This window comes from Paraburkholderia sp. GAS206C (assembly GCF_050435645.1).
In the GTDB taxonomy this organism is placed as follows: domain Bacteria; phylum Pseudomonadota; class Gammaproteobacteria; order Burkholderiales; family Burkholderiaceae; genus Paraburkholderia; species Paraburkholderia phenazinium_B.
The window spans coordinates 574,950-597,095 of the sequence record NZ_JBNDKR010000001.1 but is presented as its reverse complement, the minus strand read 5'-3'; the positions used below and the strand labels follow the sequence as shown (position 1 = coordinate 597,095).

The following is a 22,146-nucleotide window of genomic DNA, read 5'->3' as shown; positions in this document are numbered from 1 at the left end:
TTAACGAATATGAATCAAATCAGTCAAGATCCTCAGCCTCCCATCGATACAAATGGCGATGCCGACTTCGTCGCCATGCTCGACGTTCTCATTGGAAGCCGTTGGTTGATCGCCTCGGTGATGGCCGGTTTTATTTTCCTCGGTGCAGCGTACGCGCTGCTGGCAAAGCCCGTCTACCAGGCGGACATTCTGGTTCAGGTCGAAGACAGTCCCGACACGTCGGCTGCAAAGAGCCTGCTTGGCGACGTCTCGTCGATGTTCGACGTGAAGTCGTCTGCCTCGGCTGAGACACAGATTCTTGCGTCGCGCCTCGTCGTGTCGCGGGCAGTCGACAATCTGCATCTGTTCGTGATCGCCAGGCCGCTACGCTTTCCCGTGATAGGAAACTGGATTGCGCACCGCAACGGTGGTTTGTCGAAGCCGGGCTTCATGGGCTTGGGTGGCTACACGTGGGGCGGTGAGAGTATCGACGTGCCCATCTTTAACGTGCCGGAAGCGTTAGAGGGTGATGCGTTCACGGTGACCGCTCTTGGCGGTGGTCGTTACAGGCTCTCAGGAAGCGATCTCGAGGCAAGCATTGAGGGCACAGTCGGCACGCTTGAGCGCTTTACGACGAGCCGCGGCACGATCGAACTGCGCATCGATGCCATCTCGGCGATGCCGGGCGCCAATTTCAAGGTGGTGCGCAAGTCGAGGCTGCAAACGATCCTCGATCTGCAGGACAAGCTCAACGTCCAGGAAAAGATCAAGCAATCCGATGTGATGGTTGCGAGCCTGCAGGACACGGATCCACAACTGGTCAGCCGCGCGATGAACGAGATCGGCCGCCAGTACATCCGCCAGAACGTCGAAAGAAAGTCGGCGGAGGCTGCGCAATCGCTCGAGTTCCTTAGCGGTCAGTTGCCGCAACTCAAGGACCAGTTGAACGAATCGGAGGCACGTCTGACGAAATTCCGTGCGCAGCATGGAACGGTTGATCTCACCGAAGAGGCCAGGCTCTCATTGGCGCAGACTGCGGACGCCAAAACCCGTTTGCTGGAGCTGCAGCAGAAGCGGCAGGAGCTGTTATCCCGCTTGATGGACCGGCATCCGGATGTCGTCGCGATTGACGAGCAGATTGCCGCACTGGGCGCTTACCGCGATCAGGCAGAAAAGCAGATTCGTCAGCTTCCCGATCTGCAGCAGGATTCGCTGCGTCTCATGCTCGACGTCAAGGTCAGTACCGATCTTTACACGGCGCTCGTGAATAACATGCAGCAACTGCAACTGATTCGCGCCGGCAAGGTGGGGAACGTGCGGCTAGTCGATACGGCGGCGGTTCCGGAAACTCCAGTTAAACCGAAGAAGCTGCTGGTCATGGTGGCGTCTGCCATGCTTGGCTTGCTCGTCGGCTGCGGTACGGCGCTTGCACGCACGATGCTGTTTCGCGGTATTTCCGACGCTAACGAGATCGAGCAGTGTCTTGGGCTGAGCGTCTATGCAACAGTCCCGTTGAGCAATCGTCAGAAAGCGCTCTCTGAGCAGACAAAAAGGGGCGGCCCCGATGTGCTCCTCCTGTCGTATGTGTTTCCGAATGATCCCGCCGTTGAAAGCCTGCGAAGCTTGCGTACCGCGCTCCAGTTCGCGATTGTCGAGGCAAAGAACAATGTCGTGGTGATCGCGGGACCCGCGCCGGGGGCCGGCAAATCGTTTATTTCGTCAAACCTCGCCGCCGTACTGGCAATGGCAGGAAAACGCGTCCTGCTGGTCGACGGTGACATGCGCAAAGGCCGCTTGCACGAATACCTGGGACTCGTCCGTGGACGCGGCTTATCCGAACTGATAGAGAGCAATGCGCCGTTTGACGACGTGCTGCATTCCAACGTGATCGACGGACTGGATTTTCTTTCCACAGGCGCGCTGCCGAAGAATCCCGCAGAGCTGCTCCTGAATAGTCGCCTGGCGAAACTGATTGAAGCGTTCTCGAAGAGCTACGACGTTGTCGTTATCGACTCGCCACCCGTTCTCGCGGTGGCCGATACGGGCACGCTGGCCTCGATGGCGGGTACGACCTTCCTGGTTGCGCGCGCAGAGGCAACGAGACTGGGTGAACTGACCGAGTCTGCCAAGCGTTTGGCTCAGAACGGCGTTCGTCTGAACGGCATCGTGTTTAACGGTGCGAATCCCCGCCTGGAACAGTCCCGATTCGGCTCGAAATATGGCGGCTATCGCTATGTCGCGTACGAATACGGAGCCGATCAGGATGCTTGAGATGAGCGCTCTGTCATGATCAAGGCGAAAGACTCCGTTGTGTCGCTGATTGGCGTGGTAAGTGCTCAGATCGTGCTTTTTCTGTGCATCTCGCTGATCGGGCGTTCGAGCGGACCGGAGGTGCTGGGACATTTTAACTACACGCTCGCGCTCGGCACGTTTGCCGGGACGCTGCTGGCGTGTCGTTATGAGCTCGCTTGCGTCAGCGATAGCCCGCAGCAATCCTTCAACGCGCTTGTCAATGTGACTAGCCTCAGCGCAGGCGTCATTCTCATTGCAGTGGCGATCAGCTTCGTTGCTGGGCGCTCCGACCCGTACATCGTTGAAGCCTTCGCGTTTGCTTACTTCATTCAGCAGGCCGCCGGCGCCTATCTCAACAGCATGCGGCGCTATGGATGGATAGCGGCGTGCCGTTTGGCAGTGAACCTTGCATTTCTGACGTGCCTGGCTGGAAGATGGGGGGTGCTCGCAACTAGAGGACTGGACGTTTTCGTTGCCTATACCGTAGTCAATGTAGTGGTCGCAGTCCTGATGCTCGCCTGGATTCTTCTGCGGGGAAAACGACGGGGGTACGAGTTTCGGGTGTCGCGCGAGTTCTTTGTAGCGAACAGTCGATTCGCAAAATATATCCTGCCTTCAACCGTGTGCGGATCGGTGTCGACTTACGCATTGGCGATCGTCATCCCACATTGGTTTGGCGCCGAAAGCGCGGGGTATTTCGCCGCGGCCTATCGGCTGGGGTGTTTCCCTGTCTCGTTGATCGGTCAGAGTCTTGGCGGCGTGTTCCGGCGCGATGCGGTTTCGGCTATCGCTCAGGATGACTTACCAGATGCCTTGTCGAAGGTGTTTCTGGCTTACGCGCGATCGCTCGTGGTGCTTGCATTGCTGTACGCAGTTGGCGGCGCTCTGCTCTTCGGGCCGCTTGTAAAGATGGTGTTCGGCAATCGATGGGACGGAGCGATCGGCTTCTATTACGACCTGATTCCTCTTTTTGCGTTTCAGATGATTTATGTGCCGTTGTCCCAGGTATTTCTGGCCGTCAGACAGCAGCGAACCGATTTCCTGTTTCAGTTGTCGTGCGGCGCAACGCTCATGAGTGTGCTGTTCGCGGCCCGTCTCATGAATCTGTCGGCACACGCGAGCATCCGGAGCTTTTCGCTAGCCGGCGCCATGTTGATGATCTGCGGCATCGCGCTGACATTCAAGGTGGTGAGCGGCAGCGTCTCACGTGTTCACGCTTCGACCTGATTTCCACAAACATAGTAGAAAAACGGACCATGATTGCTTTTGTTGTTGATTCGATGGAGCGCTATTACTTCGCGAGAAGGTTGGTGAAGGCTGTCGGTAAAGAACTGGATTTCCTGTTTCTAACGAGTGAGCCGGTTGCGCATGTCCGGCTCTCGTTGTCGGGTTTGCGCTCGATCTATCTGCGCAAGACGGGTTTGCTGCGCTCCAGTCCCAATGAATGCCCGACAGGGACCCAGTATGCCGCCGCCATTGAAGTATTGAATGGGCACGTTTCCATGGAACGCGCACGACGCGATGCTGCTGCGATCTGCAGCAGCGTTTCCAGGGCGTTTCGTAGATTCGCGGTTTCGCAATGCGTCATATGGAACGGTCAGCAACTACTCGGTCGAACCATTGGTAAGGTTTGCGAACAGCATGGCGTGCAGCGCAAATTCCTCGAGATATCCAATCTCCCGAACAAGCTGTTCGTCGATAGCCTGGGAGTCAATGCTCTCTCGACTATCAGTGCAGATCCCGCGGTGATCGATGCGTTGCAGATGCCCAGTGAAGACGAACATCGTCGCTGGCTCGTGGATTACGAGCAATACAAATCCAGGCCGTTACCTCAGTCGCAAACGTTCGTGAGTCGCAAGGCTGTGGCCGTGCTCAACTATGCGTTGAAGTTCGCCACACGAGGTGTCGCCAGGACTTCGTTGCGTACCATCCGGATCGGAAGCAGCAAGGCAGCGCATCGGCAGGCACAGAACGTTTCGCCGAAGGACCTGTCCGCGCAGCCTTACGTGTTCTTGCCGCTGCAGGTTTCCGGCGATACGCAGATCAAACTGCACTCCGATGTGAACAATGTTGGCGCGATTGAGATTGCGTCCGGGTTGGCAGCGAAGGCCGGGGCTCGACTGCTGGTGAAGCTGCACCCCGCGGAGAACGATGCCGCGATGATCGCGGAAATTGTGCGTCTTAAGAACGCTTACTTATTCGATCTGGTCGCGGCGCCTACGACGGAACTGATCAGGCATGCGCAGATGGTCGTGACCATCAACTCGACGGTGGGCCTCGAAGCGCTGCTGTACGGGAAGAAGGTCGTATCGCTGGGGAGATGTTTCTACAAGGACTTCGATCAGGCAAGGCTCCGCAAATACATTCATTCGTTTTTGATTGACGGCATCGACTATTTTGGTTCTGGTGAGATTTCTACGCTGTCGGCGCGAAATGTTTTTGCCCGGGCGGTATAGAAATGAACGATTTGTCGGCGTTGAATCGCGGCTTGCGCGGCCGTACTGAACTGAGCACAGCTCGATGTGCTGTGTTGATCCCTCACTACAACAACCCCGAGGGGCTGCTGAAATCGTTGTCCTCTATCGGGAAAGACGAAGCGGTGGATGTCTGGGTGGTGGACGACGGCAGCCAGCGAAAACCCGATGAGACTGCTGCGAAGAAAGCATTTGACGGACGCATCAGGTTTGGCTATTTGCCACGAAATCAGGGTATTCAATTCGCGCTGAATGCGGGACTGCTCGAGATTGAACAACACTATGAATATGTCGCCAGACTGGATTGCGGAGATACGTGTGCTCCCAATCGCTTCCGCTTGCAAATGGAGTTTCTTGATAATAATCCGAAAATCATGCTGTTGGGGAGTGCGGTCACCTTCGTAGACACCGAAGGCGAACCCCAATACACGCTGACACTGCCGGTGAAGGCCCGAAAAATCCGACGTGCCATGCATCTGAATTGTGCCTTCGTACACCCCGCAGTGATGTGGCGATGCTCGGTCATGAGCAGACTGGGTAGCTATCCGATCGACTATCCGATGGCCGAGGACTACGCCTTCTTCTGGAAGTTTGTCAGCAGGTTTGAGACGGCCAACCTGCAGGCCGCGTTGGTAAGTTGCGAAATCAATCCGAATGGGCTCTCAATTAGCAGGCGCAAGCAGCAATTGCAGTCTAGATTGCGTTTGCAATTGCGGCATGCCCGCGCCAATGCGACGACCGTATATGGCGTGATTAAAACGCTGGCGTTGATGGCTATTCCGTATTCGATGGTGCTCTGGTTGAAGCGGCGGTAGCACAGATAAATCCGGTCAGAACTCGAAAGTAGTCAATTGCCGCGCATTGAACGCGGCAACTTCGGTTAATCCATTAATTCGTCAATAACTGACGCGTCCTCGGTAATTAGGGGCTGCGGCGGTGCAACGCCTTTGCGCCGACGGGGCATTGACGACTGCCCGTCTAAAACTGGAAATATGTTCGAAATGTTGTCTCAGCCCACGCAAGGGAAAGCCCTAAAGATTGTTCAGCTACTGGAGTCGAGCGCAACCGGAACATTGTCGATGGTTTGCATGATCGCAAACCGGCTCGCGCAGGAAGGCCACCACGTGCATGTGATCTACTCGGTTCGGAAAGATACGCCTTCCGATCTCAGGGCGTTGTTCCACAAGGACGTCGTGTTGCGGCATATCCAGATGAAAAACTCGCGTGTGCTTTCGGTTCTCGCGGATGTGCGCGCCGCATTGAAAGAGGTTGAGCCCGACATCGTGCACTTGCACTCATCCTTCGCGGGCTTCCTGGGTCGGATCGCGGCGATGTTTTCGTTCCGCAAAACCGCATTCTTTTATAGCCCGCACTGCATTTCCTTTATGCGCAGAGATGTTTCCATGCTCAGGAGACTGTCGTTCGCGGGCCTTGAATTGATTGCCTGTCTAAGGAGGTGCCTGTACATCGCCTGCTCCGAGAGCGAGCGCCTTGCAATACGAGCCTATCTGAGACGGCCGGTCGTGGTGATCGAAAATGCGGTTGCTAGCGTACCGGCTGCGAGTCCCGACAAAACGAGGTATGACACGATGGCTCGTGGGTGTATCGTTACTGTTGGTGGGATTCGGGCGCAAAAGAATCCGCGCCTGTTTGCCGAGATCGCCCGCCGGTTTAAGGGGCGTGGCATGCGGTTCCTCTGGATCGGCGATGGCGATCAGGCGCTCAAGGATGAGCTGCTGGCCGCAGGCGTCGAGGTGAGTGGCTGGCTGGGTCGAGCTGAAGTCATGGATTGTCTCCAGCGAGCCAGCCTGTATCTGTCTACGGCGTCGTGGGAAGGCATGCCGGTGTCGGTTATCGAAGCCATGCTACTGAGGCGGCCGGCCGTTGTCTTTGCCTGTGCGGGAAATGTAGACGTCGTGCGCCACCTGGATACCGGGGCGATTTTCAGAACCGCGGACGAGGCGGTCGAACTACTTGCCAGGCTTGCCGAAGATGAGATGCTTCGGGAGGCTATCGCGGCACGCGCTCACGCGGAGGCGCAGGCACGATTTTGCGAGGACAGGTTCTTCAAGGAACTGATACCGGTTTATATTGCGGGTCGGGAAGGGCATTTGCGGAGGGGCGGTCCCACGCGTTTGCGTGCGTGGCTCGAATCGGCATTGCCGTGACTTACCCAACAATCTGGAGAAGAAAGTGAAAGTACATATTGGTTCAGGCATCGACATTGGGAACAATCTGCCGTTCGTGCTGTTCGGCGGACTCAACGTTCTCGAGAACCTCGATCTCACCCTTGACGTCTGCGGCCAGTTTGTAGAGACCACGCGGAAACTCAACATCCCGTTTGTCTTCAAGGCGTCTTTCGACAAGGCGAACCGGTCGTCGATCCATTCTTATCGCGGCGTGGGCCTCGATGAGGGACTCACCATTCTCAGCGCCGTGAAGGAGCGCTTCGGCGTCCCTGTGATCACCGACGTTCATGAGGTCGAGCAGGCGGCAGCGGTCGGCCAGGTTGCGGATGTGCTACAGGTTCCGGCATTTCTGGCGCGCCAAACGGATCTCGTCGTGGCGATTGCAAAGACCGGTAAGCCGATCAACGTCAAAAAACCGCAGTTCATGAGCCCCACGCAGCTGAAACACGTGGTGACGAAGTGCCGCGAGGTGGGTAACGACCAAGTGATTCTTTGCGAGCGTGGCAGTTCGTTTGGCTACGACAATCTCGTGGTGGACATGCTGGGTTTTCGCCAGATGGCGGAAGCGACCGGTGGATGTCCTGTGATCTTCGACGTAACTCACAGCCTGCAGAATCGCGATCCGCTAGGCGAGGCATCGGGAGGCCGTCGGCGTCAGGTGCTGGATCTGGCGAGAGCCGGTATGGCAGTGGGTCTGGGTGGCCTGTTCCTGGAGGCGCATCCTGATCCGGACAACGCGCGTTGCGATGGGCCTAGCGCGCTGCCGCTCCATTTGCTTGAGGCGTTCCTCACGCAAATCAAGGCGATTGACGATCTGGTGAAGGGCATGCCCGTGTTGGACATCCGCTGAGCGGACGCGAGTAGTCATTGGCAAGCGCGAAGGCTGGGCACTTATTTCGGGTGCCTTGCTTTCAGCCGGGGGCTGGTGCCGGGCGTTGCATAAGCGTTTTTCTGAAATCCGGAAATCTCATAAAGCTAATGTAATTCGAGTTGTGCTGGCTCTGTGCGCCGCCTTGAGCGTCGTCAAACGCCATACGGATTACGGCAATGATGTCGTTTCCTTCGATTTGCCAGTCGACGTACTGGAAGCCGTGCTTTTGGCGATCCGGGTGTTCCATCAGCACGCGCCGGATAGTCCAGTGGCGCAGGTCGGGTGACGATATCAACGCCAGCGTGTTGCGGACCCGTTCGAGGTTTTCGTGTCCGTTGTTTTGCAGCACGGCGTTGGTGAGCGACCAATAGAGCTTCGTTCGTGCATCGAACCGGATCGTGAATTTCTTGCCGCCGCCGGGCATGTCGACAAAATCACGGGCTGGATCGAAGGAGAGCGCGTCTGCGCCAGCGGTCAGAGAAACCAGCGCGGCTTTTTCTTGTCCCTGCCTGCTGTTCACGCGCATCACGACGGACGGTAGAGCTTGCCCCGTCGACACCATATTGCCCTCTTCCCACGAAAGGAAGTCGCCGTTCAGCCACCTCTTGTCCGATCGGAGATGGGTCGTACTGCTCCAGGCCGTCGTATCGAGCAGATCGGCGTCGACGGGGGCTGACAGGACGACTTCCCGCAGGTCGCCGCCCTCGGCGATTTCGAAACTTCTCCAGATGCGCCCATGATCAACCAGCACCGGTACTGGCGCCGTAACGTAACGGCCCGGCATGGGGAAGCGACCCGTCGATGCGTCGAGTGGCGTCGTCCATGTCGCCCCTCCATTGTGCGAGCGTCGAATCACGGGTGTGCCCATGGAACGGTCGGTGCCAAACAGATAGAGCGCGCCACGTGCAACGAATATCGAAGACCAGTACTGCCCCGATACTTGTCCCAGGCTCTTCCAGGTGACACCTTTGTCACGGGAAGCAAAGAGCGAAACTTGATCTTCTTTTGAACCGGGACCGAACGTGTCGTGAGACACGATGTAGGTGCCGTCCGGGAGTACCGCGAGAGAGGGCGATCCAAGAAAGATCTGTGTCGACGCGGCGCTGTGGGCAATGATCCGGCCAGGTGGCGATTCGGGCGCGACCTGAGCGACCGAGACGCCGACGGCCAATGCGGACAGAAGGATAGCCAGGATCCACCGTGTCATTGTCGACACCGAATCTGTGCCAACGAACCGAGCGAACCGAGGTAGAAGCGTTTGCGTCTCCCCGGATGCCTTCCCATCGGAATTTCGCGTGACACAATGAGGAACAGCAAGAGTGTGAGCCACAGCATTCCGTGGAGGAAGTGGTATTTGAATAGCAGGATCGGGAGTAAATAGAGCAGGTATCGTCTTCGTCCGTGGCCATTGAACAGGGCTAAAAGCGAGCCAAAGAACACAGTGGCGCCCACCGCTCCCGCACTGAAGATCATGTACACATAGAAGGAGCTATCGCGAACTTCGTAACCGCGCAAATGGGTTTTCCCGACGTTGTTGCGTTCGTCCCAGAACAGACCGTTGCCGAACATGCCCGAAACGGAATCGCGCACGGCCAGTTCGTTAAAGACGAGCGTTCGGCTGGCGACTGCGTTGTAATCTTCCGATTGATTGACACGTCTGTCGTAGACCGTGTAGAGCGGAGGGGTACATAAAACGGCGACTAGAATCGTCGCAATTTTTAATCGAACCGAGACACGCCCAAGGAATAAATGCACGATACAAAGCATCGCGCATACGATGATCGCGGCAACCGAGAAGCTCAGCAATGCAGTAAAAAAGGCGAGGCATGTGGCGAAGGTCAACTGGCGTTTCGCCAGCAACAGGACGATACCTGGCGGGACAACCGTCATGGCATAAAACGATGGCTCCGAGAACAATCCCAGCGCGCGGATGGGTATCAGGCTGTCACTTAGCGTCTTGGTTTCATAGAGCGCTTCAGCACTGCCTTCGCGAACGTAACTGTCGAAGTCAATGAAATGGCCGGTGAGCAGATAGTACGTAAGCTGGAAAATAAAAAATGCAGCATGAACGTAGATCAGGATTTCGCATGCGCGCGTCAGCGACCCAAGTGTGAGGATCTTGCTGCGGAACATCCAGAAGATCAATGCGATATAGGTCTGGATAAAAATGAACTTGATGAAATAGTTCGGATAGAAGTCGCCAAACGCAGACTGGATAAACGACAGGCAAAGAATGGTCGCCCAGTATGCGAGAACCGGCGCCAGGCCGATCTGCCGCGCCAGCAAGGTTGGCATCTTCAGAAACGCCAAAGCGCCTATCAAGACGTATGCACATGCTGCTGCTCGAACACTGAACGCGCTAAGCGAAAAGAAAGCGATGCTCGCGGCAAATAGAAATGTAGACACGCTAGCGCGCCGCATAGAGATACCCTGCTTCGTTGCCCGTCCTGATGGCGGGGCGTTACCTAAAACAGCCGTTCACAAAGAACTGGCGAATAAGACTCGATGGCCGTTTGAATCGGTGCATGGTGTCCATACGCAGCCGCCGACACTAACAGCATCGAGCCGATCGCGAATGGCCGCAGGCGCGAGGGGAGTACGGGTGTGTCCTTCCAGCGTACAAAGATCACGGTCACCACCGCGCCCAGAGCCCAACCCGCGATAACTTCCGAAGTCGTGTGTGCCTGATCGAAAACGCGGGCCGTGCCGATCAATGCAGCCAGCAGGAATCCCAACATCAATGCGGCGCGCGTGCCCGTGCTCGTTCCGCTGCGCGAGGCAAGCAGGAACGCCATTGGCCAGACTGCCGAGGCAAGCATGGTGTGGCCGCTTATGACGCGAAAACCTATCGCGGGGATTTGCACGCCGCATCCGGCATAGAGAATCTTGGTCAATCCGACCATCAACATGCCGGCGCAAAGCGGTGCCAGCCACGCGAGCGCGGCGCGCCAGCCAGACAAGGACATGGCTAGCCATGCGCAGCAGGCAACAGCAAGGGGTAGCGTCATGGCTGCGTCGCCGAGATCGCTAATGGCAGACCACATTTCAGATCCTCGGATACTTGAGAAGGCGTATTGGCCTGCGTGTGACCGGTAACGATGCTGTACGGGAAAGAGCGAGATTTTGCGGCAGAAACAATTTGGTTGGAATGGGACGTGTCTGAAATGCCGTGATCCTCCTGCGGAAAGCAGAGGCTGCCTGCCCGGCAACCGCTGCTTTGAATGGTCGTCTACTTCTCACCTGAGCTTTAATGCTTGCTCGCCCCACCTCGACAAGAGCGCTGTTTTCGCGCGTTTTGAGACAAGCGTTTTACGGAGAGATTTCTTCTTTCCCTGAAATCGAATCCATATTTTTAGCAAATTGACCTTGCGATCCTATATTCGGATTATTGAAAATGATAATTTAATCCAAAAGTAAAGCTGTCATTTCTGCGTTTAGTGCCGCTTGAACGGGAAGCGTCGGCGGTCCATTCGCCGGCAAGTCCGAATTGACTGGATAGCTTATATTCCACTCCCAATCCACCATGCAGTCGCGTGTCCGGCCATGAGCCCGTAAAGCCGAGTCGCGCATACGGCATCAGTTTGCCGACGGGAACACCCAGTTTGGCGTCGAGACCACCATCCTTCCCGGTGGCCGAGCCATGGTGGAAATCGGTGAACACCTCGGCGCCGAGCACCAGGGGGCCGGCATCGAACGCGTAGCCTGCGACTAGTCCGGGAAACGTTGTGTCGTGCCTGGCTGTGGCTGCGACGCCCGAGGCGTTGGAGCGGTTCTCGCCAAGTTTGAAGCCGACATACCCTCCGGAGAATTCGCTGCCTTGGGGCTGGACTGCCTCGGGGGCGGTACCGGCATGAGCCTGCGTGAGGCCGGTCAGAATAATCGCGAGCGTGGTGGTGCAAACGGTGTAAAAAATCTTCTTTGTCTTCATTAGTGAAACGGAAATGTAAATGTCAATTTACGTGAATCCCGTTTTATTTTATAAATGTAATTTTTTTTAAAAATCAGGATTCACGGTTTGCCTGTGGAATTCACGGGCGTGTGAGAGGCTAATTGCATGATCCTGAGCGTCAAATAAGAGTAATCCGAAATGGAATTTGTGTTAATCAAGTGTAAATATTGATCTGCATTAAAGCGCCGTGACGAATCGCTTGAACGTGATATTTGTCGAGGCGCGTGGATGAACGGTGGGTGTCTACGATCGATGCGATCGCGCGGCGTATCGGGGCGCGGACGCCGAACAGATAGGACAAGTCGAGACTATTCCTATTTTTCTGACCTTCCTCTGTCAGTAGACTTTCGATTCCTGTTGCCGGGCTGTGTAGTCCGATGTCAGAGATGCCCTACACGGGATCTGCCATCTTTTCCGCGCGGCTACCAAGTGTCGTTACACCGTCGCCCATGCCCCGCAGCCTTCTTTTCGACTGCGAGAGTTCTCCATCATGTGGCTGTATCTACGTAACATCCTTGTCCCCGAGCCGGTTCATTCCACCGATGCGAATGCGTCGCCCGATCTCAAACGCACTTCTCCAATGGGTGTTGCGGCCAGAGTGTTCATGCTGAGCAGCGCGTTGGCTGCTACGCTGGGCGCGCCTGTCGAGTCGCGTGCGGTTTCAAAGCCACCCGGTCAGGCGTCAGTGCCGGGCCCAAACCAGCCTGCAGTGCAACGACCGCTGCCGGGCACGCAATCCCCGACTCCGGACGGCACAAACCGTCTGCCGGCCTCCGATGGGCCAGTCACATCCGTGATGCAAATGGCATTCGATGGCTTGCATAACCTGTCGTTCCTTCGCGACGATCTGCATTCGCGCCCAACGCTTGTCCTGTCGCTCGACGAGCCGGTGCTGATGAAGATGTGCCGGCTCAGCCCTTCCGTGTGCGTCCCGCTGGCTCCCTCTGCGGGTGCCCACGAATGGACCGGGCGGGTAGCCGTCGGTACTGGCAAGACGGCCAGCCTCGCCGACACCTCCGGGTCGCGTGCCGCCGATGTTGCTCATCCCACCACCCTCTCAGGCGTCGCCCCGTTGGAGATGCCGCCAGCGCAAACGAACACCTACGCGGGGGAGATCAAAGGTGGTTTGCACGCAGCGTGGACGCCGGTGGGCCTACCGGCGGATCTGGTCGTGCAACTCAGCCGTATCTTTGCGGGACGTCTGGACGCCACTCAACCGGCTCAAGCGGGCGACTACTACCGTATTGCCTATGAACCGGTCGACGGCAAGCCGGCCAGCGCGGCCGGCGTACGCATCACGGCGGTCGAGTTGCGACTCGCGGGTCAGACTCATCGCGCGGTCTGGTTTGTTGCGCCAGGAAGGGTAGCTGGCGACTACTATTCGTTCGACGGCCAGCGTCTGACCGCCGAACCGTTCGCCATGCCATTGAACTTCGTGCGCGTGAGTTCGCCATTCGGTTACCGCATTCATCCGGTGACCGGGCAGCGTCTGCTGCATACGGGCGTGGACCTCACTGCGGCGCCCGGTACGCCGGTCGTTGCTGCCTCCGCAGGCACGGTGCAGTTCGTTGGTTACGACAGCGGTTATGGCAATCATGTCGTGCTGCGTCACACGCAGGGCTATACCTCGTACTACGCGCATCTATCGGCGTTTGCCAAGGGACTGAGGGCAGGCATGCAGGTCAGCCAGGGACAGTCGTTGGGCGCAGTCGGAGAGACGGGAGTCGCGACTGGTCCGCATCTGCACTTTGAGGTTCGCCTGAACAACCAGCCTACCGATCCGCTCAAGCTGACGAGCCGTTCGAGCGCGGTGCCGCTGGCGGGTCGCCAGCGTGCCGCGTTCGATCAATTGGCGAGTGTCGCACTTGCCGGGCTTCCCGCAATGCCGGGCGATGTGCGCACGGCCGCGAATACGCCGTTTCCTGTGCGATGAGTTTCCCCAGCCACCTGAACTGAGCATCGCTGTGTTGACAGCCTTGGAGGTTTCCGGGGCGGGCGCAACTGTTTCGTTTAACGACACGGTCCGATGACACAACCATGACAGCACCGGCTTTGCCGGTCCGCTGTTTTCTCGCGGCAGAGCACCAGGCCGCGCAAGAAAGGGGCTGGCGCCTGGTCGAGGCGCCAGCCCCTTCTGCTATCCGGCGCGAATGCACTTGCGCCCGCGTTGCCCACAGGATTTAATACGGCAACGCAATGGCGCTTGCCGGCGTGGCAGTGGGGCGATCTTCGAAGAACACAATGAATAGTGCAATCCGGCGCGTTCGCAGTTAAGGCGCGTCGGCACGGCAGCCGGTGTGGACTGAGAGCCACGCCGGTTGCGGCGAGTCACCATAACCGGAGCGGAGCATGAAAGCCAGCACCATCGCGGAACGGGAGGCCAGCGGCCGGGCAGCGCGCGAACATTCGAAGCGCTCGAGTCATCGCGCGACTGGCGATGTCCACCGCAACCCGGTCGATCTTCTCAAGCAAAGCAGCGAAGGGCGGGTGCAGAAGCTGGTGCCATTGCGCTACGGTCGCATGGCCGTTTCGCCTTTCACGTTCTTTCGCGGCAGTGCGATCATCCAGGCTCACGACCTGAGCCGGACGTCCGACACGGGCATCGTGATGCCGATCTGCGGCGATGGCCATCTGATGAACTTCGGCGGTTTCGCGACACCGGAACGGCAACTCGTCTTCGATCTGAACGACTTCGATGAGGTGGCGCTCGGTCCGTTCGAATGGGATCTCAAACGCCTGACTGCCAGTCTCGTGGTGGCCGCGAGGCATATGCGCCTGAGCCGCGGCTTCTCCGCCGAACTGGTGATGACGGCGGTCAGCGAATACCGCGATCGCATGATGCAGTATGCGCAATGCGGGGCGCTCGAACTGTGGTACGAGCGCATTACGTTCGAACACATGGCCGAAACCGCGTTGACGCCGGAGCGCCGCCGCACCGTCAGGCGCGGCATGGAGAAGGCGGCTGGGCGTACTCAGGAGAGCATGCTCGACAAGATGTGCGAGCACGTGGGCGACCATCTGGTCATCCGTGACGCGCCGCCCGGGCTATTTCATGTGCACGGCGCCAATACGATGTTCGAGGCTGAAGACGACTGGTTCACTCTGGGCGACTGGCGCAAGCTCATCGGGCCCATGTACGGCGAGTACCTGAAGACGTTGACGCATGACCGGCGCGAACTGCTGAGCCACTTTACGGCCCAGGATCTGGTGTTCAAGGTGGTGGGCGTCGGCAGCGTGGGCACGCGCTGTCTGGTTCTGCTGAGCACCGATCATATGGGTAAGCCGCTCTTCCTCCAGATCAAGGAAGCGCGCCAGTCGGTGGTCGCCCAATACTTCAAGGGACAAACCTTGCAGCACGATGGCGAGCGCGTCGTGCGCGGGCAGCGCGTGCTGCAGGCAGCGAGCGACATCTTCCTCGGGTGGGCTACCGGCCCGTCGAGCCGGCATTTCTATTTCCGGCAACTGCGCGATATGAAGCTCTCGGCGAATATCGAGCTGTTCGATAACGACCTCCTGCTGGGGTACGCGAAGTTGTGCGGCTGGGTGATGGCGCGTGCTCATGCGAAGGCGAGCGGCAAGGCCATTGAAATCAGCGCCTATATCGGCCGCGGCGATCAGTTTGGAGAAGCGCTGACCGACTACGCACTCGCCTACGCAGACCAGGTCGAGAAAGACTACGACGTCTTCATGAAAGCCTGCCGCAACGGCGAGCTTGAAGCGCGCAGCGACGAGGACATGGCGGCGGATTTCCGTATGTAGTCCCTGGCAGTTCAGTTGAGCGGCGTGACGTCGCTCAACTGACCGAGAAGTGCACCCGCACGTCCTGATCGCTTTCGACGGGGTGGCCGTTTTCCATTGCCGGGAAAAAGCGCCAGCGGTGCAAGGTTTCCAGCAGAATCTGATTGAGCCGCGGATTTTGCGTAGGCTTCACCAGTTCGACTTCGAACGTGCCGTCGGCATGTACCTTGAAGTGAGCGAGCGCCGTGACCTGATAACCCTGCTCCCGCAGGTCGTCCGGCAGTACCGGCATCGGTTGGGATAGCAGGCGTGCTTGCGTGCTGCCAGATGGCGGCGCGGGCGTGGCGGCTGCTGTGCTGTTCGACGGCGCGGCAGCGTTGCTTGCCGTGGCCGCTGCGGGTGCTGCCCGCGCGGATGTGGTTGACGTTGCGGATTGCTCGGGTGTTGCCGGCTCAATCGGGGAGTGCGCCTCTTCGTGCGGCTGCGGTGGTTGCCTTGGTTGTGTTGGACTACTACGCGGCGGCTGGATCGCGTGCGTTATCGGCGCCGGGGTGGTCTGGGTGCGCTTCGCGACGGGCGGAGAGGGCGCCGCCTGTGCAGGTGCGGCTCGTTGCACGGACGTGAGCGGCGCAGGCACCGGAGGTGGCGCAAGTTCGACAAGACGCATGTCGATCGTCGTCGGCGCATGCGTGTGCGGTGGAGATTCATGGGTGGTCAGCCAGCCCACGGAGCGCGCCAGTAGCGTCAGACACAGCATCCCAGCCAGCACAAACGCGACCGCAAAACGCGTGTCCTCGCGATCAGCAAGCGCCAATAGCCGTTGCAAGCCGCTATTCACGATGCACGGCGACCAGAAAGTGCTCGGCTCCAGCCTGGCGTGCGGCCAGCATGGCCTGCACGACGACACCATGCGACGCGTGATCGTCGGCGGCGACCACCACGTTGGCGTCGGGACGCAACAGGCGCGCGATCGTCGGCGTGACCTGATCGAGCCGCACGGCCTGCTGATTGATAAATACCTGATTGGCCTCGTTCACCGACAGCGTCAGCGGCTTGTCCTGGGTCATCTGTTGCGCGCGTCCTTGCGGCAGGTTGATCCGCACGGCGTCCAGACGCTGCATGGCCAGCGAGGTCAGCATGAAGGTCGCCAGCAGAAAGAACATCACATCGATCATCGGAATGATTTCGATGCGGCCGCGCTTCGAGCGGCGTGAGCGCCGCAGTTTCATGACGGAAGGCCCGCGCTTTCGCTAGCGAGGCGCAGGTCGCTGAGCGACTCGTTGGCGAACGATTCGAGTTCGTCCATCAGACGATCGATACGGCGCGAAAAGAAGTTAAACGCAAACAGCGCGACGAGAGCGATGACAAGGCCAATCGCGGTGGCGATCAGCGCCTGCGCGACGCCGCCGGTGACGCCCGACGGATTCACCAGGCCATCGCCGCCGATCAGTTTGAACGAATGCATCATGCCGACGATCGTGCCGAGCAGTCCGAGCAGCGGCGCCGCCGTCACGATGGTCTCCAGCAGCCACAAGCCGCGGCTCATATCACGCTCGATCTGCGCGGCGGCAGCCTCGACCCGCGTTTCGATGCGCCACAACGGAGTCCGCGGGTCGCGCAGCAACTGGCCAATCCGGCTGAATGCGTGCTGTTTTGGCAGGCTACCGGGAAGCTGCGTGAGGTCCACCAATCCGGGCATGCTTGCAAACCGCCAGAACGCATATGCCCGGTCGAGCGTGATGGCGAGCGCGACGATCGCCAGCACCGTCAGCGGATAGATTACCCAGCCACCGAGGCGTGCCGCGTCGGCGAGATTGGTCCAGTCGTTCATGGTCAGGCTCCTTCGTGTTTCTTTACTGGCGTCAGCGCTATCGGCACCGCTCTCAGAACAGCTTGGTGATGCCGGCGTAAATCGCGCGCTGCGGACCGAATTGCGGAGCTTCGACACCGATGCCCGAGCCGTCGCGCAGTTCATACACGCTGTTGATTGCATTGATCACCACGAGGCGGACATCGAACTTGCCGACGATCGGTTCGTTGAAATGCTGGATCACGGCCAGATTGAGCTGTCCGTACCACGGCAGCTTGTCGGTGTTCGCAAAGCCGCTGCGCAAGCCGCTGCCCACGATCGCGTCGGCAGTGAACGTGGTCCTCCCCAGTTCATAGGCACCACCGAGCGACACGGTCACGCGCTGATCGTGGTCGAGGAACACCCAGTTATTGGCGATATACGCGAGTTCGGCCGCGGAGAAGTTGAACTGCGCCGAATCGACGTCCTTGCCCTGGGCCTTGCTATACGCGAGATTCAGATACGCGGAGACGTTGCCCTGCTTGTAGTTGGTGGTGAATTCGAGCCCATACACGCGGCCGTACTGGTAGTTGAACGGCGTATTGATTAGCGCGGTGCCGAACTGTCCTTCGTCGAGCAGGTTTCTTGCGATCTTGTAGTAAGCGTCGAGGCCGATGGTCAACGCGGGCGTGATGCGCTGCGTCACGCCGATGTCGAAATAGTCGCTGCGCTCGGGCTGCACCGGGCTGTCCGCGGACACCTCGCTCTGATTGGTCGTGCCGACGAAACGGGAGACCGTGGTAGCAGAGACCAGTTCGAAATCAGGTGGTGTGAAGTAGCGCGAATAACCGGCATGCAGCGTGGTGGCGTTGGTCGGCTCGAATACGAGGCCGATACGCGGACTCAACTGGCTGGCGTGCACAAACTCGTCCATGCCGTCGTAACGCAGACCGTAGTTCAACGTCAGCTTGCTATTGAGCTTCCATTCGTCCTGCAGGTACGCGCTATACAGATAGCCCGTGTTGGCACCCGCGTCGTTGATGTTGAACGGGACGTCCGAGCTCTGATTGCCGTTGGCGTCGGTGGGGAACACGGAAACATTGTCGCTGAAGACGGCGTGCTCCTGCTCGACCCACACGCCGCCACGTAACGTGTGTGCGTCGTTGAGCCGGAACGTCGTATCGGCCTGCACGCCCTCGGCCTGGTTGCTGCGGAAGTCGGTCGAGGCCACCCCGTTGAACATCAGATCGCCGATGGGGTCCGGATTGAACTGGGTCCGCGTATAGCGCGTGAACAGCGACACCTGATAGTCGAGTGCGCCGCCATTGGTGCCCTGCAACGCTAGTACTCCGAAGTTGTTCAGCTCCGACTGCGTTTCGTTCAGATCGGCGGAGTTGAAGGTCGCGTGGCCGGCGAGCGCGAAATTGGTCGGCAGGCCTGGCGTGTTCGGCAGCTGGAACTGATTGGCGGCCGTGCCCGCCATCAACGTCACGCGAGTGAGCGGATTGATGATGTACGACAGATAGCCGAAGCCGTTACCTTGGCGCGTGTGATCGTGTATCGGACTACCGTCCGCAGTCGGCGCCTCGATGCCGAGGTTGTTTTCGCCGAGCGAGCCGGTGAAGAAATAGCTGAGCGCACCTTCCGATCCGTAGACGTCGGCGCTGCTCTGCAGTGTCTGATGGCTGCCGCCATAGACATCGACGGAGCCGCCGTTGCCGAGATCTCCCGACTTCGTCGTAATGTCGACGATGCCGGCCGTCTTGTAGCCGTACTGCGCCGGCAGCGCACCGGTGATGAGGTTGACCTGATCGACGATGTGCGTATCGAGCGACTGCCCAAAGCCGCTGATCGGTTCGGGGATGATGATGCCGTTGATCCGGTATTGCAGGTCCGCGTGATCGCCGCGTACGTGGAGCTGGCCATACGAATCGTTGGCGACGCCCGGCGCCTGCAGCAACACCTGGTTGATAGGCGTGTTGTCCCCTTGCGGCAGCGCCTGGATGTCCGCTTGCGTGAAGCGGTAGACGCTCGCGCCGACGTCCGGTTGCAGGCCGTTGCGGGCCTCGTTGAGGCGCTGCGCCTGAACATTGACGTCGATTGCGCTGCCTTTTTCGAGCGCGACTTTCAGCGCGGGAGGCGTGTTGCCGTCGACGGTGGCGATGCTGGTATTCGACCCGAAGCCTTTCGCGTTGACGGTGACCGCGTAGGTGCCGGGCTGGACGTCGGACAGCGCGAAACGGCCGTCGTGGCCGGTGTGCGTTTGCGCGAGCGTGTGGCCGTCGGCATCCTGAATCGACACCGCGGCGTTGTCGACCGCGTGTCCCTGCGTATCGGTGACGGTACCGGTCAACGGGGCGCCTGCGGAGGCGGCAAGCGCGTGCAGCGAAACCGTCTGCGCAAACAGCAGCAACACGGCACGCGAGATGAGTATGTGATGTTTCATGTTCTTGTTGTGCGAGTGGATGATCCTCTTGTCGCGCCGGACTGGCCGTACTTAGCGGTAAGCGCCGTGTTTCAGGCGTGGGTCCGGTCTGCGAATTTCGTGATGTTATAACATAACAAATTGTTTGTGCAATCGCGGATTCGAATCTGTGGCGGGGAAGAACGCACACATCGAAATACCTGCTGCGCGATCCGACAGCAAATCGAAGCCAGGTTGAAAGGAAGGGCCATCTCGTGCAACGACGAGACTTGACCCGATCAGCGAGAGCGGCTCACGCGTTGTCGCATCACGGGTAAGGCCGTCTGGCAGATAACCCGTAACTGCTCTACATTTCCATGCAACGCAGGTCGACGACACTCTCGCCGGGAGACGCCATGACAGCAGTCAACAGGATCTGGCAACTGCTCTTCGGCAAACCGCTCGATCCCCTGGATCCCCGCACCCGTCATGCGATCGCCGTTACGCCGATCCTGGCCTGGGTTGGGCTAGGTGCCGACGGTTTGTCTTCGTCGTGTTACGGGCCGGAAGAGGCGTTTCTCGCACTTGGCCAGCATACCCAGCTTGCGTTGTTGCTGGCCTTCGCCACTGCGGCGACGGTGTTCATCATCGCGCTCGGCTATAACCAGGTCATCGAACTGTTCCCGACCGGCGGAGGCGGCTACAGGGTCGCCACGGCGCTGCTGGGACCGCGCCCAGGACTCGTGTCAGGCGCCGCGCTGCTGGTCGATTACGTGCTGACGGTAGCGACCTCGCTGGCAAGCGGTGTGGATGCTTTTTTCAGTCTGCTGCCGGTCAGTGCACAGGAGTTCAAGCTCGCTACCGAACTGATCCTGATCGTGCTAATGACAGGTCTCAACTTTCGCGGTATGCGGGAATCCATCATGGTCCTGCTGCCGATCTTCATGGGCTTTGTAGTGTTGCACCTGGGGTTGATCGTCTACGGCGTCGCCGTACACGGCAATCATCTGGCCGCGGTCGTGCCGGACGCGGTGGCCGAAGCGCATAGCATGTCGCATGGGCTCGGACCGCTGGTGGTCGTGGCGTTGCTGATGCGTGCGTTCTCGTTGGGCGGCGGCACCTACACCGGTCTTGAAGCTGTATCCAACAACGTCAACATGCTGGCCGAACCGCGCGTGCCGGCGGGCAAGGTCACGATGTTCTACATGGCCACCTCGTTGGCATTTACGGCGGGCGGCATCATCCTGCTATACATGCTGTGGCATGCAACGCCAGTGGAAGGGCAAACGCTTAACGCCGTGGTGTTCGGCAGCGTGATCGATCACCTCGGCCTGGGCTCGGCGTTCGCTCGTCATGCCTTGCTGGCCGCCGTGCTCGCTTTCGAAGCGGGTCTGTTGCTCGTGGGCGCGCAAACCGGCTTTCTCGATGGTCCCGCGGTGCTGTCGAACATGGCTGCGGATTCATGGGTGCCGCGCCACTTTCGCGATCTGTCGACGCGCCTCGTGCGGCAGAACGGCATTGTCGTAATGGGCGTTGCGAGTCTGGCGATCCTGATGTGGACGCACGGCAACGTGGACATCCTCGTGGTGCTGTACAGCATCAATGTGTTCCTGACTTTCAGCTTGTCGCTGCTGGGCCTGTGCACTTACTGGTGGAAGCATCGTCGCGAAAGCCGGAGTTGGGTGCGGCACTTCGCTCTCTCGGCGCTTGGACTGGCTGTGACGAGCACGGTGCTGGTGATCACGCTGATCGAGAAATTCACCGCAGGAGGTTGGCTGACCGTGCTGGTGACAAGCGCCGTGGTGGCGCTGTGCTTCCTCATCAGACGCCACTACAGCGATACGCGCGCGCAACTCGCCAAGGAGGATGCGTTGTTCTCCGGCGCGCCGCCGGCGCTCTCCGACGCCGCCGCGCCACTCGAGCCCGATCCCTCGCTGCCTACCGCTATCCTGCTGGTCGGCAAGCATCGCGGCGCGAGTATGCATGCGCTGCTGTGGGTCAACCGCCTGTTTCCTGGCCACTTCAAAAACATCGTGTTTCTCGCGGTGGGCGAGGTGGACGCGAAGAGCTACGAAGGCGAAGAAAACCTGCAGCGCTTGCAGCAAACCATCACCGCATCGCTGGCGTACTACGTCGGGTTTTGTCGTCAGCATGGCATCGCCGCCGATTATCGCGTCGCCTTCGGCACGCATCCGGTGATCGAATTCATGAAGCTGGCCGATAGCACCATGGACGAGTTTCCGAACAGCGTGTGCTTCGCCAGCAAGCTGATCTTCAAGCGGGTCAACTTCCTGACCGCATGGCTGCATAACCAGACCCCCGTCGAAATCCAGACGCGCCTGCATCAGCAAGGCAGACAGATGGTGCTATTGCCGATGAATGTCGGGTGAGCGTCAGGTGAGCGTAAGCGGACAGGTGCGTCTCGCCGCCGCCGAAAGCGCAGACGTGGTACGTTGGCGGA

The 22,146-nt window shown here is 59.0% G+C and carries 17 protein-coding genes; 9 read left to right on the top strand and 8 right to left on the bottom strand.

Annotated features, from left to right (window positions below; all coding sequences use genetic code 11):
* Window positions 1-9: 9 nt before the first annotated feature.
* From P3T20_RS02775 to kdsA, 6 genes are all read left to right on the top strand, one after another.
* Complete coding sequence (locus tag P3T20_RS02775; protein WP_429285983.1) at window positions 10-2,250, top strand: polysaccharide biosynthesis tyrosine autokinase; 2,241 nt, start codon at window positions 10-12, stop codon at window positions 2,248-2,250.
* Between the two features lie 15 nt (window positions 2,251-2,265).
* Entirely contained in the window at window positions 2,266-3,498 is a 1,233-nt protein-coding gene (locus P3T20_RS02770; protein WP_429285982.1) for an oligosaccharide flippase family protein, read from the top strand.
* A 29-nt stretch (window positions 3,499-3,527) separates the two neighbouring features.
* Window positions 3,528-4,727 (top strand): capsular biosynthesis protein, encoded by a 1,200-nt coding sequence (locus P3T20_RS02765; protein WP_429286187.1) that lies wholly within the window; start codon window positions 3,528-3,530, stop codon window positions 4,725-4,727.
* 2 nt (window positions 4,728-4,729) lie between these two features.
* The gene (locus tag P3T20_RS02760; RefSeq protein WP_429285981.1) at window positions 4,730-5,560 is read left to right on the top strand and encodes a glycosyltransferase; all 831 of its coding nucleotides are present in this window, start codon (window positions 4,730-4,732) and stop codon (window positions 5,558-5,560) included.
* Between the two features lie 177 nt (window positions 5,561-5,737).
* Entirely contained in the window at window positions 5,738-6,913 is a 1,176-nt protein-coding gene (locus tag P3T20_RS02755) for a glycosyltransferase (protein WP_429285980.1), read from the top strand.
* A gap of 25 nt (window positions 6,914-6,938) precedes the next feature.
* The gene (gene kdsA, locus P3T20_RS02750; RefSeq protein WP_429285979.1) at window positions 6,939-7,784 is read left to right on the top strand and encodes a 3-deoxy-8-phosphooctulonate synthase; all 846 of its coding nucleotides are present in this window, start codon (window positions 6,939-6,941) and stop codon (window positions 7,782-7,784) included.
* A 61-nt stretch (window positions 7,785-7,845) separates the two neighbouring features.
* Here kdsA and P3T20_RS02745 read toward each other — a convergent pair whose 3' ends face one another.
* The 4 genes from P3T20_RS02745 to P3T20_RS02730 all read right to left on the bottom strand — a co-directional run bounded on the left by P3T20_RS02745 (window position 7,846) and on the right by P3T20_RS02730 (window position 11,733).
* A complete protein-coding gene (locus P3T20_RS02745; RefSeq protein ID WP_429285978.1) occupies window positions 7,846-9,012 on the bottom strand; it encodes a sialidase family protein in 1,167 nt (388 codons plus the stop codon).
* Window positions 9,009-10,226, bottom strand: coding sequence for a hypothetical protein (locus P3T20_RS02740; RefSeq protein WP_429285977.1), 1,218 nt, complete (start codon window positions 10,224-10,226; stop codon window positions 9,009-9,011). Before P3T20_RS02740 ends, P3T20_RS02745 begins: the two co-directional genes overlap by 4 nt.
* Window positions 10,227-10,270: 44 nt before the next feature.
* Window positions 10,271-10,849 carry a phosphatase PAP2 family protein gene (locus P3T20_RS02735; RefSeq protein ID WP_429285976.1) on the bottom strand — a complete coding sequence of 193 codons (579 nt, stop codon included), beginning with the start codon at window positions 10,847-10,849 and terminating at the stop codon, window positions 10,271-10,273.
* A 341-nt stretch (window positions 10,850-11,190) separates the two neighbouring features.
* Complete coding sequence (locus tag P3T20_RS02730) at window positions 11,191-11,733, bottom strand: outer membrane protein (RefSeq protein WP_429285975.1); 543 nt, start codon at window positions 11,731-11,733, stop codon at window positions 11,191-11,193.
* Window positions 11,734-12,244: 511 nt separating this feature from the next.
* On the opposite strand from P3T20_RS02730, the gene P3T20_RS02725 reads away from it, so the two are divergent.
* Entirely contained in the window at window positions 12,245-13,687 is a 1,443-nt protein-coding gene (locus tag P3T20_RS02725) for a M23 family metallopeptidase (protein WP_429285974.1), read from the top strand.
* Window positions 13,688-14,103: 416 nt separating this feature from the next.
* Window positions 14,104-15,513, top strand: a complete 1,410-nt coding sequence (locus P3T20_RS02720) for a DUF2252 domain-containing protein (protein WP_074269106.1) — start codon at window positions 14,104-14,106, stop codon at window positions 15,511-15,513.
* Between the two features lie 34 nt (window positions 15,514-15,547).
* On the opposite strand, the gene P3T20_RS02715 is transcribed toward P3T20_RS02720, so the two are convergent.
* Genes P3T20_RS02715 through P3T20_RS02700 form a run of 4 tightly spaced genes read right to left on the bottom strand, consistent with a single transcriptional unit; the run spans window position 15,548 to window position 19,727 of the window.
* A complete protein-coding gene (locus tag P3T20_RS02715) occupies window positions 15,548-16,318 on the bottom strand; it encodes an energy transducer TonB (protein WP_074269518.1) in 771 nt (256 codons plus the stop codon).
* 4 nt (window positions 16,319-16,322) lie between these two features.
* Window positions 16,323-16,721, bottom strand: a complete 399-nt coding sequence (locus P3T20_RS02710) for an ExbD/TolR family protein (protein WP_074269105.1) — start codon at window positions 16,719-16,721, stop codon at window positions 16,323-16,325.
* Window positions 16,718-17,323, bottom strand: a complete 606-nt coding sequence (locus P3T20_RS02705; protein ID WP_074269104.1) for a MotA/TolQ/ExbB proton channel family protein — start codon at window positions 17,321-17,323, stop codon at window positions 16,718-16,720. The genes P3T20_RS02710 and P3T20_RS02705 overlap by 4 nt, the downstream gene beginning before the upstream one ends.
* Before the next feature lie 52 nt (window positions 17,324-17,375).
* Window positions 17,376-19,727, bottom strand: a complete 2,352-nt coding sequence (locus P3T20_RS02700; RefSeq protein ID WP_074269103.1) for a TonB-dependent receptor — start codon at window positions 19,725-19,727, stop codon at window positions 17,376-17,378.
* Between the two features lie 374 nt (window positions 19,728-20,101).
* On the opposite strand from P3T20_RS02700, the gene P3T20_RS02695 reads away from it, so the two are divergent.
* Entirely contained in the window at window positions 20,102-22,075 is a 1,974-nt protein-coding gene (locus tag P3T20_RS02695) for an APC family permease (protein ID WP_074269102.1), read from the top strand.
* The last annotated feature ends 71 nt before the right edge of the window (window positions 22,076-22,146 follow it).